We start from the raw sequence: 16,655 nt of genomic DNA on the forward strand, positions 1-16,655 counted from the left end.
GCAAACAAAAGCGTTTTCATACGGTAAATTAGGCAAAAAAACCAATATATTCATACACTTTCATAATTATTGTTCTAATCTAATTTAGTGAGGGAGTTTCATTAATGAGGGTTGGATGAAAAGGCGATTTACGATAAAGGTGACAGTGATCAGTCTCTTTATCCTGACAACTTGTATAACCGCTAGTGTTGCAATCAGTTTGCAATACTATTTTAGTCGTCAACAAGCTCTTCATACTGCGTTAGAAAAGTATCAAGGTATCTCTCACAGCATTGGCAATGAAGTTCGTGAATTTGATGAGTTTGTGACCAATCTAACCAAAGTCCTTGCCAGCCTTGAACAAGAGCTGGAGCAATTTGAGCATAACCATATCGCGCGCAATGCATTTGCTCAGTTGATGGAAAACAGCCCGATGTTTTATAGCGTTTATATTGCTAGAAAAAACGGGCATTTTTACCAGCTCATTAATTTAGATTCTGTAGAAGGATTGCGGCCGCGAATTGGCGCGCAGACTCAAGACCGTTGGGCGCTGGTGGAAATAAAAAAAGATCAGCAGACCAATACGAAAGTAACCTCTTACTACAGTGATGCCTTTGAACTCAGGGACAGTGTTATCGAGAGGAGCAAATTTAATGCGGTTGAACGCCCTTGGTTTGTAGGTGCTAACCATGCGCAAGTGTATAAAACCGATCCCTATTTATTCCACAATGTGCAATTAAACGGCCAAACTTACGCGTCGCGTATTAAAAATTCAAAATATGGCAGTGTGGTCGGGATTGATGTGGTGGTCGCTTCTTTAGCTCACGAAGTAAAAGCTGGATTAGGACCGGTGCAAACTCATTTGCCTGCTCAGTTTTTTATTTATGATCAAACTGGCACGTTAAAGGCTTCATCGCACGAGGATAAATATTCATTATTGCCGGGAGTGAGCCCTCTTGAACTTACTCCTGAGCAACACGCACTGATTAATGCCTCCGATACGCTTGAAGTATCAAACCAAACCGATTGGCCACCTTTAGATTTTGCCGTTTCGGGTAAACCTACGGGGTATTTTATTGATGTTATGCGCATCATATCGCTAAAAACGGGAATCCAGTTCAAGTTCATTAATGGACTGAGTTGGCTAGAGATGGTGCAAGCGTATAAAGACGGTGATATTGAGGTTTTATTCCCTGTGGCGTATAACGCGACCAGTCGAGGCTTGGGAGAACTGAGTACGCCATTAGCGCATTTTGATTTCGCAGTGGCGGTTTCTAATACACGAATTAAAACGCTGAGTGAATTAAAAGGAAAAAAAGTTGGCATCTTAAAAGGATGGTCAATTGTCGAAGAAATTAGACGTGAACAACCTTCGATTGAGTTGGTGGAATTGGATGATATATACACAGGTCTGATACAAATAGAAGATGGTCAGCTGGATGGCGTGATTGATCTGGCGGTGATTTTACAAAGTAAAATTGATCGACACTTTATAGAGGGACTTAAGGTTCATCGTATCGACTCGGCAAGTCTATTGCAGGTGCAAAACTCGTTTCATTTTGTGGCGAAAAGCATCGACCCTAAGCTTGCTGAGATCATGAATTTAGCGGTCAAAAGTTTAACGCCGAGTGAAATTCATTTTCTGGAAAATAAATGGTTTGGTTCAGGAAGCCCTAACAGCGTAGTCCCATACAAGTTCCTCATCGATGCGACCAAAGATCCTAGTCTGCGCAATCAACTGTCTAAATTTAATGTGGATGGCGTGCCTTATTTTGGCTTTGTGCAACAACTGAACTTATATGAAGACGGTACCGAATATCTGAGTATTACCATTCCTGCCGAATCGTTGTTAAAGGTGGCGCTGAGTAACGTCATGACGGTGACATTAGGTTCAGCCGCTATTTTGTTGTTACTGATCCCGTTATCGCATGTTTTTTCCAACCCTATTGTAAAGCCTATTCATGCTCTGATTGCACAAACGGTGAAAGTCCGCGAGCGTAAATACAGCAGTGTTGAGCTAGTGCCAACCGTGATTAAGGAGTTGGATGAACTGTCGGTTTCGATTCAAACAACGGCCGACGAGTTGAGCCGTTACGAACAGCAACAGCAAGAATTTGTGGATTCATTTATCAAGCTAATTGCGCAAGCCATCGATGATAAATCGCCCTATACAGCAGGTCACTGTAATCGAGTTCCAGAGTTGGCAATTATGTTAGCCAATGAAGCGGAAAAGTCGGCTAGGGGCTCATTGGCTCAATTTGAATTTGTCAATGATGCGCAGCGAAGGGAGTTCAAAATAGCCGCTTGGTTGCATGATTGTGGCAAGATCACCACCCCTGAGCATATTGTTGATAAAGGCTCAAAATTAGAGGTGAATTATAACCGCATTCACGAAATTCGAACTCGTTTTGAGGTGATGATTCGCGATCAGATTATTGCCTTTTATCAACAGCAATCCCCACAGTTAAATCCGGATATGGATAGCCAACTGCAAGCCAACATTGAGGCGTTAAAACATGAGTTTTCATTGGTTGCTAAAGCCAATGTCGGTGGAGAAATGATGGATGATGAGGCCATTGAGCGCATCCAGCAAATTGCGCAGAAAACGTGGGTTCGTTATTTAGATAATCGGATAGGGTTATCTCCTGAAGAAGAGCGCCATTATAGCGAAACTGATTTAGCCTATGCGCAATCAAAGCCGGCAAATACACCGGCCATTGAACCTTTGCTTGCGGATAAACCTGAGCATTGCATCGCCCATCCGCAGAAGGTGGAATTTGACCCAAATTTTGCCATTAAAATGGAAGTGCCCGAGTATCTTGCTAACCGAGGTGAGATCTATAACTTGTGCATTCGTAAAGGTACTTTGACGGAAGAGGACAGGTTTAAGATTAATGAGCACATTATCAGTACGATTAAAATGCTCGAAGCAATGCCTTTCCCTGAAGAGTTATCAAAAGTGCCACGCTACGCTTCTACGCATCATGAAACAATGAAAGGCACTGGTTATCCAAGAAAACTCAAAGGTGAAGAGCTGAGCATTCCTGAACGCATTATGGCACTGTCGGATGTATTTGAAGCTCTTACCGCAGCAGATAGACCGTATAAAAAAGCCAAAACGCTCAGCGAATCTTTGAAGATCATGAAGTTTATGGTGCTCGATGAGCATTTGGATAAAGAAGTGTATCGTTTGTTCTTACACAGCAAGATTTATCTGGACTATGCTCAGCAGTATCTAACGCCTGAACAAATAGATGATGTAGATATTGAAGATTATTGGGTGTGATTCGCGACCTGTATAAACAAAAAGCCAGCATCTGCTGGCTTTTATTCATTTAATCGCGTTGATTAGTTGTTCATTAAACGAGGAATGGACTCATCACTGCGCAGAGTTAGTACTTCACAACCTTGTTTAGTCACCACAATGGTGTGTTCCCACTGCGCTGAGTTTTTACCATCACCGGTGTACACCGTCCAATCATCATTGGCATCGATAGAACAACCGAACTTGCCGGCGTTGATCATAGGTTCAATGGTGAAACACATGCCTTCTTTTAGCACGCGACGGTCAAAGTTTTTGTAGTGCACGACTTGTGGCTCCTCGTGGAACTCGTTACCAATGCCGTGACCGCAGAAATCTTTAACAATTGAGAACTTATTACGTGGGTTCTTTTTGTTGTTTTCTTTGATGTATTTTTCAATGGCGGTGCCAATAGCGCCAACGGTTGCACCAGGTTTTACTTGTTTCATACCCAAGTAAAGTGCCTCTTGGGCCACCATGCACAGACGTTTGTCACTTGGCGTTACATCGCCAATCAAAAACATTTTAGACGTATCGCCGTGGTAGCCTTCTGGACGAGTGCTAAGATCGGCATTTTCATCGTCTGGGATAATCACAGTGATGTCGATATTAACAATGTCACCGTTTTTAAGCACAGCCGGTTTTTTCTGACCATTACTGCCCACTTCATCTTCTAGTGCAGGGATACCATGGCAGACAATATGGTTAATAGAAGTACAGATTGATTTTGGGAATCCGTGGTAATCCAGAGGAGCCGAGTAGGCACCGTTCTGTAAAGTAAATTCATGACAGAGCTTATTCAACTCTTCGGTGGTTACCCCTTCTTTTACGTGCGGGGTAATCATCTCTAAAACATCCGCTGCTAATTTACCTGCAACGCGCATTTTTTCGATTTCAGCTTCAGTTTTAATTTTTATCGACATGCTGTACTCAGTTAACTCTTTCTACAATTACCTTTATTCTAACAATACTGTGCTTACTCGCAAATGAAAATAAAACTCAGCTAGCGACACCTTTAGTCTCAAACGTAAAATAAATAGGATATTTCTGGTAATCAGGCCGATAAATATGGTATAAAGCGCGCCGAGATAGATTCCATTGTCTTCCTATTTTTGGGCGATATGGACACCTACCTCACATACTTACTTAATTTAAATCACACACATTTCGACACATGATTCGGGGTGCTCCACGGTTTGCTAGGCAAATTGAGGGAGTCGAGTTCATGGGGAATGTGGAGGCCTAACCCCAATAGAGGATTATAAAATGGCAACTGTATCAATGCGCGATATGCTAAAAGCTGGTGTTCACTTCGGTCACCAAACTCGTTACTGGAACCCAAAAATGAAGCCATTCATCTTTGGTGCTCGTAACAAGGTTCATATCATCAACCTAGAAAAAACTGTTCCTATGTTCAACGACGCTCTAGCTGAAATTGCTAAAGTTGGCGAGAAAAAAGGTAAAGTTCTTTTCGTTGGTACTAAACGCGCTGCATCTGAAGCTGTTAAAGAAGCTGCTATCGCAAGCAACCAATTCTACGTTAACAACCGCTGGTTAGGTGGTATGTTGACTAACTACAAAACTGTTCGTCAATCAATCAAGCGTCTAAAAGAACTTGAAGCTCAAGCTCAAGACGGTACTTTTGAGAAACTAACTAAGAAAGAAGCTCTAATGCGTACTCGTGAAATGGAGAAGCTAGAGAAATCTCTTGGTGGTATCAAAGACATGGGCGGTCTACCTGACGCTCTATTCGTTATCGATGCTGATCACGAACATATCGCTGTTAAAGAAGCGAACAACCTAGGTATCCCTGTATACGCTGTTGTAGATACTAACTCTGACCCAGACGGTGTTGATTACATCATCCCTGGTAACGACGATGCAATCCGCGCGGTACAACTATACCTTAACGCGGCTGCACTAGCTGTGACTGAAGGTCGTAACAAAGACGTTGCAACTGCTGCTGATAAAGACGGTTTCGTAGAAGAAGCTGAATAATATCTGCTCCGCGTCACACTTAGTCGTTTGTCGGAATACCGATTAATAAAGACTAAGTGCTAGTATACATCAGGGGCCCCAATTTAGGCCCCTGAATTTTACCTTTTGAATCAACTTGAGGATTAGAGAATGGCTGTAACTGCTGCTCTAGTAAAAGAACTGCGCGACCGTACTGGCGCAGGTATGATGGACTGTAAAAAGGCTCTTAACGAGACTGACGGTGATATCGAACTAGCAATTGAAAACATGCGCAAATCAGGCGCTGCTAAAGCTGCTAAAAAAGCAGGCAACGTAGCTGCTGAAGGCAAAATCATTGTTAAAGATGCAAACGGCGTTGCTGTTCTTCTTGAAGTTAACTGTCAAACTGACTTCGTTGCTAAAGATGCAAGCTTCACTGCATTCGCAAACGAAGTAGCTGACGCTGCTCTAGCTTCTAAAGCTACTGCTGAAGAACTTCAAGCACAATTCGAAGAAGTTCGTATTGCTCTAGTTGCTAAAATCGGCGAAAACATCAACATCCGTCGCGTACAGTACGTTGAAGGTACTGCTATCGCTTCTTACCGTCACGGTGAGAAAATCGGTGTAGTTGTTGCTGGTGAAGGCGACGCTGAAACACTTAAGCACGTAGCAATGCACGTTGCTGCTTCTCGTCCTGAGTTCCTAAACCCAGAAGACGTACCAGCTGAAGTTGTTGCAAAAGAAAAAGCGGTTCAAGTTGAAATCGCAATGAACGAAGGCAAACCAGAAGCTATCGCTGAAAAAATGGTTGTCGGCCGCATGAAGAAATTCACTGGCGAAATCTCTCTAACAGGTCAAGCGTTCGTAATGGAACCTAAGAAATCTGTTGGTGAAATCCTAAAAGAGCGTGGCGCATCAGTATCTGATTTCGTTCGCTTGGAAGTAGGTGAAGGCATCGAGAAAGCTGCTGAAATGAGCTTTGCTGACGAAGTTGCAGCGGTTCAAAAAGGTTAATTTATAGCCTTGTTAATATTTTAAAAGACCGTGGCCTTTGCTGCGGTCTTTTTACGAATAAACACTAAATAGTTAGTGGTTGAGAATTGGGATTTAGCCTATCTTCTTTCAAGATCAGCAAGTCTCTATCCTCAACTGTTAATCGATAACTCTTTTAGAAGGTATACTTCATGACTACAAATCCTAAACCAGCATATCAGCGTATCCTATTAAAACTGAGTGGTGAGGCTCTACAAGGCTCAGAAGGTTTTGGCATTGATCCGACTATTCTTGAGCGTATGGCTCAGGAAGTAAAAGAGTTAGTTGAACTAGGTGTAGAAGTGGGCGTTGTTATCGGCGGTGGTAACCTTTTCCGTGGCGCAGGTCTTGCAGAAGCAGGTATGAATCGCGTCGTTGGCGATCACATGGGTATGCTAGCAACGGTAATGAACGGCCTTGCAATGCGTGATGCTCTGCACCGTGCTTATGTTAACGCTCGCGTAATGTCTGCTATTCAACTGAAAGGCGTGTGTGACGACTACAATTGGGCGGATGCCATTCGTGAGTTACGTCAAGGCCGCGTGGTTATTTTCTCTGCAGGTACAGGTAACCCGTTCTTCACAACAGACTCTGCTGCATGTCTACGTGGTATCGAAATTGAAACTGATCTAGTACTTAAAGCGACAAAAGTTGACGGCGTATACAATGCTGACCCTGCGAAGAACCCAGACGCTGAACTTTACAGCCAGTTAACGTACAATGAAGTTCTAGATAAAGAGCTTAAAGTTATGGATCTAGCGGCGTTTACATTGGCACGCGATCACAACATGCCAATTCGTGTATTTAATATGAACAAGCCAGGCGCACTACGTCGCGTGGTAATGGGTGAAGCTGAAGGTACTCTTATCAGCAGCGCTGAATAATCGCCCTAGCACAACTTAGAATGGCCATTCATTTGGCCTAGACAATTTCAAAGGTGAAATCGTGATTAACGAAATCAAGCAAGATGCGCAACAGCGTATGGACAAAAGCGTTGAAGCGCTAAAGAACACTCTTTCAAAAGTACGTACTGGTCGTGCTCACCCAAGTCTTCTATCTGGTCTTTCAGTAGAATACTACGGCGCACCAACCCCTCTTAATCAAGTAGCAAACGTTGTTGCTGAAGATGCTCGTACTCTTGCTATTACAGTATTTGATAGAGAACTAGCGCCTAAAGTAGAAAAAGCAATTCTACAATCAGATCTAGGTCTAAACCCTATGTCTGCGGGTACGGTTATCCGTGTACCACTTCCACCGCTAACAGAAGAGCGTCGTAAGGATCTTGTTAAGATCGTTCGTGGCGAAGCTGAAGGTGCACGTGTTGCAATCCGTAATATCCGTCGTGACGCAAACAGTGATTTTAAAGCGCTTCTAAAAGACAAAGAAATCTCTGAAGATGAAGATCGTAAAGCACAAGACGAAATTCAAAAACTGACTGACGTTGCTGTTAAGAATGTTGATGAAGTTCTTGCAGCAAAAGAAAAAGAGTTGATGGAAGTTTAATCAAAACTGACTGTCGATTGATTCTTAAAACGCTGCACATCTACAGTGCAGCGTTTTTTTCTGCTATTATCTCCCACCTGTTAATTATTCACTATCTTCTCTATGTCTGACACTTCAATAACACCTAGCTCTATTCCTCAACACATTGCCATCATCATGGATGGAAATGGACGTTGGGCGAAATCTCATGGTAAACCTCGAGTTTATGGCCATAAGAAAGGGGTGAACGCAGTCAGAAAAACCATTACCGCAGCCGCTAAGCTGGGTATTAAGTCAGTGACTCTGTTTGCGTTTAGCAGTGAAAATTGGCGTAGACCACAAGAAGAAGTTAGCCTTTTAATGGAATTGTTTATCACTTTGCTATCAACGGAAGTGAAGCGTTTGCATAAAAATGATCTTAAACTGAGAATAATTGGCGATAAAAGTGGTTTCAATTCTCGTTTACAAAAAAAAATAGCAGAAGCCGAAGCGCTTACACAAGATAATAATGGATTGGTTATCAATGTGGCGGCCAACTATGGTGGTAAATGGGATATTACACAGGCAACAAGACGTATTGCTGAACAAGCGATGCGCGGTGAAATTCAACCTTCTGATATTACCGAAGATCTGATTTCACAAGAAGTATGCCTCGCAGATTTACCAGATGTGGATCTTTTGATTCGCACCAGTGGCGAATCTCGTCTCAGTAACTTTTTATTATGGCAAGTTGCTTACGCAGAATTTTACTTTTGCGACAAACACTGGCCTGACTTTGATGAAGACGGCTTAGCCGAAGCAATCTCTTGGTATATCAATCGCGAACGTCGCTTTGGTTGTACTGGAGAGCAGATCAAAGCACTTATGGATAACAAATAAGGAAGTAGCCTTGAAGCAACGTATTATAACGGCTTTAATCCTCGGCCCTCTGGTCATTTTAGGCGTATTTCAGCTGCCATTTATTGGTTTTATGCTGATGTTAGGCGCAATCACTTTGATCGGCTTGTGGGAGTGGACTCAGTTTATTGAATCCGGCAACCGCGCAACAAAAATGATTTTGTTGTTAACGGGCTTTCTCACCTCATTTTCTTGTATCCCTTCGCAATCCGTACTTGCTCCCGACTTGATGGGCAGTTTGGCGGTGGTGATTGCCATAGGTGCTATCTGGTGGATTATCGCCAGCGGTTTGGCGATTACTTATCCCAAAAGCGCCAAGCTATGGAAAGACTCAGATATTCTTCGATTTGCCTTCGGTCTACTGACGTTATTGCCTTTCTTTTGGAGCATCGTAGCGCTGAGAGCGGTTAATTTAGATGTGGATTTCTACTATGGCGCTAAACTTGTTATGTACGTCTGCGCATTAGTATGGGCGGCAGACAGCGGTGCATACTTTGCGGGTAGACGCTTTGGTAAACATAAAATGGCCCCTCATGTTAGCCCAAATAAAACCATCGAAGGTTTAGTGGGCGGCTTAGTGGTTGCTTTACTAGTCGGATGGGGCATGGCGACATGGTTTGAGCTTAAATTCTCTACCCCTTGGTTGATGATACTACTGACTTTCGTGACTGTGGTGATTTCAGTGCTAGGCGATCTAGTAGAAAGTATGTTTAAACGTGTTGCTGGTATTAAAGACAGTAGCAACATCATTCCAGGACATGGCGGTGTATTAGACCGCGTAGATAGCTTAACAGCTGCATTCCCTGTCTTTGCCATTCTTTATTTCATGTTGCAGTAACCCGCACTTGATTGGTCAATTAGCATGAAAAATATCACTATTCTAGGCGCTACCGGTTCTATCGGTAGCAGCACCTTAAAGGTTGTGGCTGAAAACCCTGAGCATTATCAGGTGTACGCGCTAGGCGCGGGCACGAACCACGCGCAAATGTTCACCTTGTGTCAGCAGTGGCGACCTAAATACGTTGCGATGGCTGATAAGTCGGCGGCGCTTACATTACAAAAAGAGCTGCGTGCCGTTGGCAATACCGCTCAAGTATTGGCTGGAGACGAAGGCCTTTGTCACATAGCGCAACTGCCTGAAGTGGATATGGTGATGGCGGCGATTGTTGGCGCAGCAGGTCTATTGTCAACCATGGCAGCCGTTAAAGCGGGTAAGCGAGTGCTGCTGGCTAACAAAGAAGCGCTAGTGATGTCTGGGCAGTTATTTGTGGATGCGGTGAAAAAACACAACGCTGAGCTTATGCCAGTAGATAGTGAACACAACGCCATTTTTCAATGCTTGCCTGAACGTATTCAAACCAATCTGGGACATTGCAACCTAGACAATGCTGGCGTGCATAAAATTCTGTTAACGGGTTCTGGCGGTCCATTTCGATATAGCGATATCCAATCACTTAAATCGGTGACACCTGCGCAAGCTATTGCTCATCCCAACTGGTCTATGGGGCCTAAGATTTCTGTTGATTCCGCTAGCATGATGAACAAAGGGCTTGAGTATATTGAAGCTCGTTGGTTATTTAATGCCAATAAAGAACAGCTGAAAGTGGTTATCCATCCGCAATCCGTTATCCACTCTATGGTGCAATACAAAGACGGTTCTACTCTGGCGCAAATGGGTGAGCCAGATATGTGTACCCCGATTGCATTGACTATGGCGTATCCAAATCGTGTCAAAGCGGGCGTTAAACCATTAGATTTCACTGAAATGGGTGAACTATCCTTTATCAAACCAGACTTTGCTCGTTATCCGTGCTTGGAACTGGCGATTGAAGCTTGTTATAGTGGACAGCACGCCACTACCGCGTTGAATGCGGCTAACGAAGTGGCGGTACATGCGTTTTTACAACAAAAAATCGCTTTCACTGATATCGTGCAAGTGAACCGAAGTGTAATGAACAAGGTGTGTGCAACTGAACACGCTCATCAATTGGATAGCTTGGAAAGCTTGATTGAGCTCGATAAAATGGCACGTATTTTTGCTAGTGAGCAACTAAATTAGGGATAGATGTAATGGCCTCCGCTTTATGGAATTTTGCTTCATTTATTGTGGCACTTGGCATCTTAGTTGCCGTGCACGAATACGGACATTTTTGGGTCGCCCGTCGTTGTGGCGTAAAAGTTCATAAATTTTCGATTGGCTTTGGTAAGTCTATTTGGAAAAAAATAGGCAAAACGGGCACTGAATACTCTATCTCTGTGATACCACTAGGTGGCTACGTCAAGATGCTTGATAGTCGCGTGGAAGAAGTTGCCGAGCACGAAAAACCTCTCGCATTTGATCAAAAGAAACTATGGCAACGTAGCGCGATTGTGGCTGCTGGCCCTATGGCCAACTTCCTGTTCGCTATTCTGGCCTATTGGTTGGTCTTTTTGATTGGCGTTCCCGCCGTAAAACCCGTAATTGGTGAAGTAACCCCCAATTCCATTGTTGCACAAGCCGGAATTCAACAAGGAATGGAACTTAAATCCATTGATGGCGTCAAAACCGCAGATTGGGAATCTGTTAATATGGGGCTGATTGCCCGTATTGGCGATAAGCAGATGACAATGACCGTGGCATCAGCGGATGAAATTGGCCAACAGAAAACCGTCACTCTTAATATCGAAGATTGGCATTTTGATCTGGAAACTGAGTCGGCGATGACCACTTTAGGATTCAGACCTTACTCTCCTGAACTGTATCTCACGTTTGCAAATGTTCAAGAGGGAGGCGCCGCGGCTAAGGCTGGATTAGAAGTAGGGGACACTGTTTTATCAGTGAATGGCAACTCTGTGAGCGAGTGGCAAGATTTTGCTTCCATTATCCGCCATAATCCGGACCGGTCATTACAACTTGAAATACAGCGCAATGGCACGACGTTACCTATTACTCTTATTCCTGGCGTTCGAGAAACGGCAGATGGCAAGATAGGATTCGCTGGAGTGTCACCTAAAGTGGGCACATGGCCAGAGGAATATCGATTCGATCTGAGGTTTGGTCCTCTAGATTCTATCGGTCGAGCGATTGAAAAAACTAAGCAAGTCACATCTTTGACCTTCAATATGCTGAAAAAGTTGGTGGTAGGCGATGTTGGATTGAATAATCTCAGTGGGCCTATCTCTATAGCTAAAGGAGCAGGTGCTACGGCCGATTATGGCTTGGTGTATTTCTTAGGCTTTTTGGCTTTAATAAGTATTAATTTAGGAATTATCAACTTGATGCCACTACCCATCTTAGATGGTGGTCATCTGTTGTTTTTTGCGGTCGAGGCGGTTACCCGTCGCCCGGTACCAGAAAAAATTCAAGAAATGGGGTACCGCGTCGGTGGCGCAATAGTGTTTGCACTGATGTCTATCGCAATTTTAAACGATTTTATGCGTCTGTAATTCTTTTGAGCTCACAGCGTATTTTTATAGGAAATTAGAAGTCGATATGTCGCTAAAACGTATCCTGCTTACCGCGTTACTACTTGGAAGTAGTGCAGTTTACGGTGCAGAAAATTTTGTGGTCCAAGATATTAAAATTGAAGGTCTTCAACGTGTAGCTCTCGGTGCTGCTCTATTGGAGATGCCTGTTCGTGTTGGTGATACTGTTGGCAGTAAAGATGTATCTGACATCATCAAATCTTTGTACCGCTCTGGTAACTACGAAGATGTAAAAGTGATGCGTGACGGCAACGATTTAGTTGTCCGTGTTACGGAACGTCCTACCATTGCGAGTGTTTCTTTTTCGGGCAACAAAGCCATCGAAGAAGAACAACTTCAACAAAACCTTAATTCCTCTGGCGTTCGAGTGGGTGAAGCGTTAGATCGCACCGCTTTAAGCACCATTGAAAAGGGACTTGAAGACTTTTACTACAGCGTAGGTAAATACAACGCTTCAGTACAAGCGGTGGTAACACCACTTCCTCGTAACCGTGCCGATCTTAAATTTGTTTTCTCGGAAGGCGTTTCAGCTAAGATCCAGCAAATCAACTTTATTGGCAACACCGTATTCACTGACAGCGAATTATTATCTCGTTTCAACTTGAATGTAGACGTGCCTTGGTGGAACTTCATGGCCGATGAGAAATATCAAAAGCAAGTACTTGCTGGCGATCTCGAAGCAATGAAGTCGTATTACCTGAATCAGGGCTACCTCAAGTTTAAAGTAGATTCTAGCCAAGTGGCGATTTCCCCGGATAAGAAAGGCGTGTATATCTCGCTATTCTTAGATGAAGGTGAACAGTACACAGTCGAAGACGTAAAAGTTCGTGGTGAGCTCATTGGTAAGCGCGATGAATTTGAACAGATGAACCCGTTCAAAAAAGGCGATGTTTACAGCGGTGGCGCCGTTACTGGCATGGAAGAGTCCATCAAGCGCGTATTGGGCGAGTCAGGATATGCTTATCCTAACGTTCGAACTATCCCTGAATTTGATGATGAGAACCATACGGTTTCACTAGTGGTTAACGTAGAAGCGGGCAACCGTATCTATGTGCGTGATATTCGTTTTGTGGGTAATAACTCTACAAAAGATGAAGTGTTGCGTCGTGAAATGCGTCAAATGGAAGGCAGCTGGTTAAATTCTAAAAACCTAGAAACAGGTAAAACACGTTTGAATCGTCTTGGTTTCTTTGAAACTGTTGATGTACAAACCGTGCGTGTACCGGGCACAGATGACCAAGTAGACGTGGTTTACTCGGTAAAAGAAGCCAACTCAGGCAGTGTTAACTTTGGTGTCGGCTATGGTACTGAATCAGGTATTAGCTTCCAAGTTGGTCTGCAACAAGACAACTTCTTAGGTACAGGTAATCGCGTTGGTATTAATGCCATGATGAACGATTATCAGAAGAATGTGAGTTTAGAATACCGTGACCCATATTGGAACTTAGACGGTGTCAGTTTGGGTGGTAAGGTTTTCTACAACAAGTTTGAAGCATCGGAAGCGGGTATTGTTGACTATACCAATGAAAGCTACGGTGGCTCTTTAACTTGGGGTTTCCCATTTGATGAATTGAACTTTGTGGAAGTGGGTATTGGCTACACACATAACAGTTTATCTAACCTTGACCCTTATGTTCAGATAGAAAACTTCCTTCAATCTCAAGGTAGTAACTACAATGCGATTGAAAATACGTTAGAAACTGACGATTTTGACGTTTCTCTGACTTGGACGCGTAATAATCTAAACAGAAGTATCTTCCCTACGTCGGGTAACCACCAACGTTTGACCGGTAAAATTACCGTTCCGGGCTCTGATGCGCAGTACTATAAAATTCAGTACGATGCGAGACAGTACTTCCCGCTTAACCACAAACAAACCTTTGCTTTATTGCTTCGCGGTCGTTTAGGTTATGGCAACGGTTACGCTAAAACAGGCGGCAATGATAACTTGTTCCCATTCTATGAGAACTTCTATGCGGGTGGTTTCACTACCTTGCGTGGCTTTGGTTCAAACAGTGCGGGTCCAAAAGCGGTATACGATGATCCATCAGGCTGTTCTGGTAACGCCGGTGGTAACAACCCATGTTATTCCGCAACCGATGAATCTGCGGGTGGTAACGCCACCATGTTGGGTAGTATTGAGTTAATCGTACCTACACCATTTGCAGGGGATAGCTTCCGTAATCAACTGCGTACTAGTTTGTTCTTAGATGTCGCCAGTGTATGGGACACAGAGTTTAACGACGTTGACGTAGATGATAACTTACCGGGTTCTGAATATTATTACGACTATTCAGACCCATTTGCATACCGCGCATCAGTAGGTGCCGCAGTACAGTGGATGTCACCTATGGGACCATTAGTGTTCTCATTAGCGACTCCGATTGAAATTTATGAGGGTGATGACAAAGAGGTCTTCACTTTCACAATTGGTAGAACCTTCTAAACATTTGAGGATAATAAATTGAAAAAACTAATTAAAGCAGCAGGCCTGAGTCTTGTAGTCTTGTCTACATCTTTGGTTGCGCACGCCGCGGAAGCTGCTCAAAAAGTTGCTTATGTAAATACCGCTCAAATTTTCCAAGAGCTACCACAACGAGAAGCTGTTCTGAAAACTCTGCAAGAAGAGTTCAAAGACAAAACAGCAGATTTAAAAGCAATTGAAGCTAAGATTAAATCTAAAGCGGATAAAGCACGTCGCGATGCGGCACTCCTAGGTGATGATGGCGTTCGTAAACTACAAATCGAAATCGCTGGTCTAGAAGCTGAATACAAATTGAAAGGTCAATCTTTAGAGCGTGATGGCAAACGTCGTGAAGCTCAAGAGAAGCAAAAACTATTTAAAGTGATTCAAGACGCGGTAAATGTTGTTGCTAAACGTGAAGGTGTAGACATGGTTGTTGACGCGCAAGCTCTTCAATACGCTAAGCCTGAACTAGACCTATCACAAAAAGTGATTGACGAACTAAATAAGTAATAAATTATGACAGAACTGACGCTACAACAACTTGAACAAATTACCGGTGGCACACTTTACGGTGATCCTGCAACTAAGGTTACTTCGGTAGCTGCAATGGATAAGGCAGAAGAAGGGCACATTACTTTCTTGTCTAATCCGCGCTATAAAAAGCAATTGCCTGAGTGTAAGGCGTCAGTAGTCATGGTAAAGGAAAGCGAACGAGAATTATGTAAAGGTAATACTCTGGTCGTCGCTGACCCTTATGTTGCTTACGCTAAGGTAGCTCAAGCGTTAAATACGCCTCAGTTACCTGCAACTGGAATTGCAGCATCGGCAAGTATTGCTGATGATGCAGTTTTAGGCAGTAATGTTTCTATTGGTCCAAACGCCACTATCGATTCAGGCGCTGTGCTAGGAGACAATGTCTCTATTGGTGCCGGTGCTTATGTGGGCAAAAATGCGGTCATTGGCGCAGGCACTCAATTGTGGGCCAATGCGACGATTTATCATCATGTGCAAGTCGGTGAACGTTGTGTTTTCCATTCTAGCTCAGTGATTGGTGCAGACGGTTTTGGTTATGCTAACGAGCGTGGCGAATGGATCAAAATTCCTCAAGTAGGCACAGTCAGAATTGGCGATCGTGTTGAAATTGGGGCAAGCACAACCGTTGATAGAGGTGCGTTAGACGACACCGTTATTGGCAGCAATGTGATTTTAGATAACCAAATTCAAATTGGTCATAATGTACGTATCGATTACGGCTCTTGTATTGCAGGTGGTACTGTAGTCGGTGGTAGTACACACATTGGTAAATATTGTATTATTGGTGGTGGCGCAGCCATTTCAGGACACTTAGAAATTGCCGACGGCAGTATGATCTCTGGTCGTGCAATGGTGCTTCGCAGCATCACGGAAAAAGGTGTTTACTCATCAGGTATGCCAGCGCAACCGAATCGAGAATGGCGTAAATCTGTTGCTCGCCTTAACAGGCTTGAGGACATGCTCAATCGCCTCAACGAACTCGAGAAAAAGCTCGGCTCTTAAATTCTCTATTAAGGCCTGCAATAAGCAGGTCTTTTTAGTCTATAATTCGTAAATAAATTAAAGCGTTACATTAAAGGAAATGCACTTTGACTTCTGAAAAAAAGACCATGGATATTATGGAGATTCAATCTCTTCTTCCACACCGTTATCCGTTTTTACTTCTTGATCGTGTCACCGATTACGAAGAAGGAAAATATCTAGTTGGTTTGAAAAACGTGAGCTTTAATGAACCTCAGTTCACTGGTCACTTCCCGCAACTGCCTGTATTTCCTGGGGTACTTATCCTAGAAGCTATGGCTCAGGCAACGGGCTTGCTTGCATTTAAAACCTTTGGTGCACCAAAAGAAAATGAATTGTATTATTTTGCTAGCGTAGACCAAGCAAAATTCCGTAAACCCGTAACTCCAGGCGATCAAATGATCATCGAAGTAGAACTGTTAAAAAACCGTCGCGGCATTGCGATGTTTAACGGTGTTGCTAAAGTTGATGGTGAGGTTGTTTGTTCTGCAGAATTAAAATGTGCTCGTCGAGAATTCTAAT

General features: G+C 43.5%; 14 protein-coding genes. 13 read left to right on the forward strand and 1 reads right to left on the reverse strand.

The annotated features are described in order from the left end of the window. The first annotated feature begins 115 nt into the window (after positions 1 to 115). Positions 116 to 3,265 (forward strand): HD domain-containing phosphohydrolase, encoded by a 3,150-nt coding sequence (locus tag VHA01S_RS05545; protein ID WP_023403371.1) that lies wholly within the window; start codon positions 116 to 118, stop codon positions 3,263 to 3,265. 62 nt (positions 3,266 to 3,327) lie between these two features. Here VHA01S_RS05545 and map read toward each other — a convergent pair whose 3' ends face one another. Next, positions 3,328 to 4,203, reverse strand: a complete 876-nt coding sequence (gene map, locus VHA01S_RS05550; protein WP_023403372.1) for a type I methionyl aminopeptidase — start codon at positions 4,201 to 4,203, stop codon at positions 3,328 to 3,330. A 343-nt stretch (positions 4,204 to 4,546) separates the two neighbouring features. Between map and rpsB the strand changes: the two genes are divergently transcribed. From rpsB to fabZ, 12 genes are all read left to right on the forward strand, one after another. Further along, positions 4,547 to 5,278, forward strand: a complete 732-nt coding sequence (gene rpsB, locus VHA01S_RS05555; RefSeq protein WP_021712066.1) for a 30S ribosomal protein S2 — start codon at positions 4,547 to 4,549, stop codon at positions 5,276 to 5,278. Positions 5,279 to 5,407: 129 nt separating this feature from the next. After that, positions 5,408 to 6,250 (forward strand): translation elongation factor Ts, encoded by an 843-nt coding sequence (gene tsf, locus VHA01S_RS05560; protein WP_023403373.1) that lies wholly within the window; start codon positions 5,408 to 5,410, stop codon positions 6,248 to 6,250. Between the two features lie 170 nt (positions 6,251 to 6,420). Continuing rightward, positions 6,421 to 7,152 (forward strand): UMP kinase, encoded by a 732-nt coding sequence (gene pyrH / locus VHA01S_RS05565; RefSeq protein ID WP_023403374.1) that lies wholly within the window; start codon positions 6,421 to 6,423, stop codon positions 7,150 to 7,152. A 61-nt stretch (positions 7,153 to 7,213) separates the two neighbouring features. Then, positions 7,214 to 7,771 (forward strand): ribosome recycling factor, encoded by a 558-nt coding sequence (gene frr, locus VHA01S_RS05570; protein ID WP_023403375.1) that lies wholly within the window; start codon positions 7,214 to 7,216, stop codon positions 7,769 to 7,771. A 102-nt stretch (positions 7,772 to 7,873) separates the two neighbouring features. Continuing rightward, positions 7,874 to 8,629 carry an undecaprenyl pyrophosphate synthase gene (gene uppS, locus VHA01S_RS05575; RefSeq protein WP_023403376.1) on the forward strand — a complete coding sequence of 252 codons (756 nt, stop codon included), beginning with the start codon at positions 7,874 to 7,876 and terminating at the stop codon, positions 8,627 to 8,629. 10 nt (positions 8,630 to 8,639) lie between these two features. Further along, on the forward strand, positions 8,640 to 9,485 hold the full coding sequence (locus tag VHA01S_RS05580; protein WP_023403377.1) for a phosphatidate cytidylyltransferase: 846 nt from the start codon (positions 8,640 to 8,642) through the stop codon (positions 9,483 to 9,485). A gap of 24 nt (positions 9,486 to 9,509) precedes the next feature. Then, entirely contained in the window at positions 9,510 to 10,706 is a 1,197-nt protein-coding gene (gene ispC / locus VHA01S_RS05585; protein WP_023403378.1) for a 1-deoxy-D-xylulose-5-phosphate reductoisomerase, read from the forward strand. An 11-nt stretch (positions 10,707 to 10,717) separates the two neighbouring features. Beyond that, positions 10,718 to 12,073, forward strand: a complete 1,356-nt coding sequence (gene rseP, locus VHA01S_RS05590; RefSeq protein WP_023403379.1) for a sigma E protease regulator RseP — start codon at positions 10,718 to 10,720, stop codon at positions 12,071 to 12,073. A gap of 46 nt (positions 12,074 to 12,119) precedes the next feature. Beyond that, the gene (gene bamA / locus VHA01S_RS05595) at positions 12,120 to 14,558 is read left to right on the forward strand and encodes an outer membrane protein assembly factor BamA (RefSeq protein ID WP_023403380.1); all 2,439 of its coding nucleotides are present in this window, start codon (positions 12,120 to 12,122) and stop codon (positions 14,556 to 14,558) included. Between the two features lie 18 nt (positions 14,559 to 14,576). Further along, a complete protein-coding gene (locus VHA01S_RS05600; RefSeq protein WP_023403381.1) occupies positions 14,577 to 15,089 on the forward strand; it encodes an OmpH/Skp family outer membrane protein in 513 nt (170 codons plus the stop codon). Positions 15,090 to 15,095: 6 nt separating this feature from the next. Next, entirely contained in the window at positions 15,096 to 16,115 is a 1,020-nt protein-coding gene (gene lpxD / locus VHA01S_RS05605) for a UDP-3-O-(3-hydroxymyristoyl)glucosamine N-acyltransferase (protein WP_023403382.1), read from the forward strand. Positions 16,116 to 16,222: 107 nt separating this feature from the next. Continuing rightward, a complete protein-coding gene (fabZ, locus tag VHA01S_RS05610) occupies positions 16,223 to 16,654 on the forward strand; it encodes a 3-hydroxyacyl-ACP dehydratase FabZ (protein WP_052029581.1) in 432 nt (143 codons plus the stop codon). The last annotated feature ends 1 nt before the right edge of the window (position 16,655 follow it).

The organism is Vibrio halioticoli NBRC 102217 (assembly GCF_000496695.1).
GTDB classification, from domain to species: Bacteria; Pseudomonadota; Gammaproteobacteria; order Enterobacterales; family Vibrionaceae; genus Vibrio; species Vibrio halioticoli.

Excerpts from the sequence above, each read along its gene's own strand:
- VHA01S_RS05545 (WP_023403371.1), top strand. The coding sequence starts at position 116 with ATGAAAAGGCGATTTACGATAAAGGTGACAGTGATCAGTCTCTTTATC.
- map (WP_023403372.1), bottom strand. The coding sequence starts at position 4,203 with ATGTCGATAAAAATTAAAACTGAAGCTGAAATCGAAAAAATGCGCGTT.
- rpsB (WP_021712066.1), top strand. The coding sequence starts at position 4,547 with ATGGCAACTGTATCAATGCGCGATATGCTAAAAGCTGGTGTTCACTTC.
- tsf (WP_023403373.1), top strand. The coding sequence starts at position 5,408 with ATGGCTGTAACTGCTGCTCTAGTAAAAGAACTGCGCGACCGTACTGGC.
- pyrH (WP_023403374.1), top strand. The coding sequence starts at position 6,421 with ATGACTACAAATCCTAAACCAGCATATCAGCGTATCCTATTAAAACTG.
- uppS (WP_023403376.1), top strand. The coding sequence starts at position 7,874 with ATGTCTGACACTTCAATAACACCTAGCTCTATTCCTCAACACATTGCC.
- ispC (WP_023403378.1), top strand. The coding sequence starts at position 9,510 with ATGAAAAATATCACTATTCTAGGCGCTACCGGTTCTATCGGTAGCAGC.
- rseP (WP_023403379.1), top strand. The coding sequence starts at position 10,718 with ATGGCCTCCGCTTTATGGAATTTTGCTTCATTTATTGTGGCACTTGGC.
- bamA (WP_023403380.1), top strand. The coding sequence starts at position 12,120 with ATGTCGCTAAAACGTATCCTGCTTACCGCGTTACTACTTGGAAGTAGT.
- lpxD (WP_023403382.1), top strand. The coding sequence starts at position 15,096 with ATGACAGAACTGACGCTACAACAACTTGAACAAATTACCGGTGGCACA.
- fabZ (WP_052029581.1), top strand. The coding sequence starts at position 16,223 with ATGGATATTATGGAGATTCAATCTCTTCTTCCACACCGTTATCCGTTT.